Origin of the sequence: Streptomyces sp. DH12 (genome assembly GCF_020873895.1) — a bacterium.
Taxonomy (GTDB): domain Bacteria; phylum Actinomycetota; class Actinomycetes; order Streptomycetales; family Streptomycetaceae; genus Streptomyces.
In genome coordinates, this window is the sequence record NZ_JAHWGT010000369.1 from 1 (window position 1) to 658 (window position 658).

A 658-nucleotide genomic window follows, 5' to 3' on the forward strand; every position below is an offset into this window, starting at 1 on the left:
TGTATACCGCGTTGGCGCAGGGCGACGTCGACTTCCAGACCGACGCCTGGCTGCCCACCACGCACGCCGAGTACTGGAAGAAGTACGGCGACCGGCTCGACGACCTCGGCGCCTGGTACGAGGAGACGAGTCTGGAGCTGACCGTCCCCGCCTACATGGAGGGCATCGACTCCCTGGAGGACCTGAAGGGCAAGGCCGCCGCCTTCGGCGGGAAGATCACCGGCATCGAGTCCAGCGCCGGCATGATGGGCCTGCTGAAGAGCAAGGTGCTCGGCGACTACGGCCTCGACAAGGAGTACAAGGTCGTCGACAGCTCCACCCCGGCGATGCTGGCCGAGCTCAAGCGCGCCTACAGCAAGAAGGAACCGGTGGTCGTCACGCTCTGGTCGCCGCACTGGGCGTACAGCGACTACGACCTGAAGAAGCTGAAGGACCCCAAGGGCTCCTGGGGCGAGGGCGACGGGGTGCACCTGGTGTCCCGTAAGGGCTTCGCCGGTGAGAACCCGGTGGTCGGGAAGTGGCTGAAGGACTTCTCGATGAGCGAGGAGGAACTCACCGGCCTGGAGGCCGAGATCAACAAGGCCGGCAAGGGCCGCCAGCAGGACGCCGTGCGCGCCTGGCTGAAGGACAACCCGGGCATCGTCGACAAGCTGGCTCC

General features: G+C 66.4%; 1 protein-coding gene. It reads left to right on the top strand.

Features of this window, described 5'->3' with window-relative positions:
* Positions 1-658: glycine betaine ABC transporter substrate-binding protein (locus LPA54_RS34620; protein WP_228984598.1), on the top strand; the 658-nt coding region annotated here is incomplete at both ends.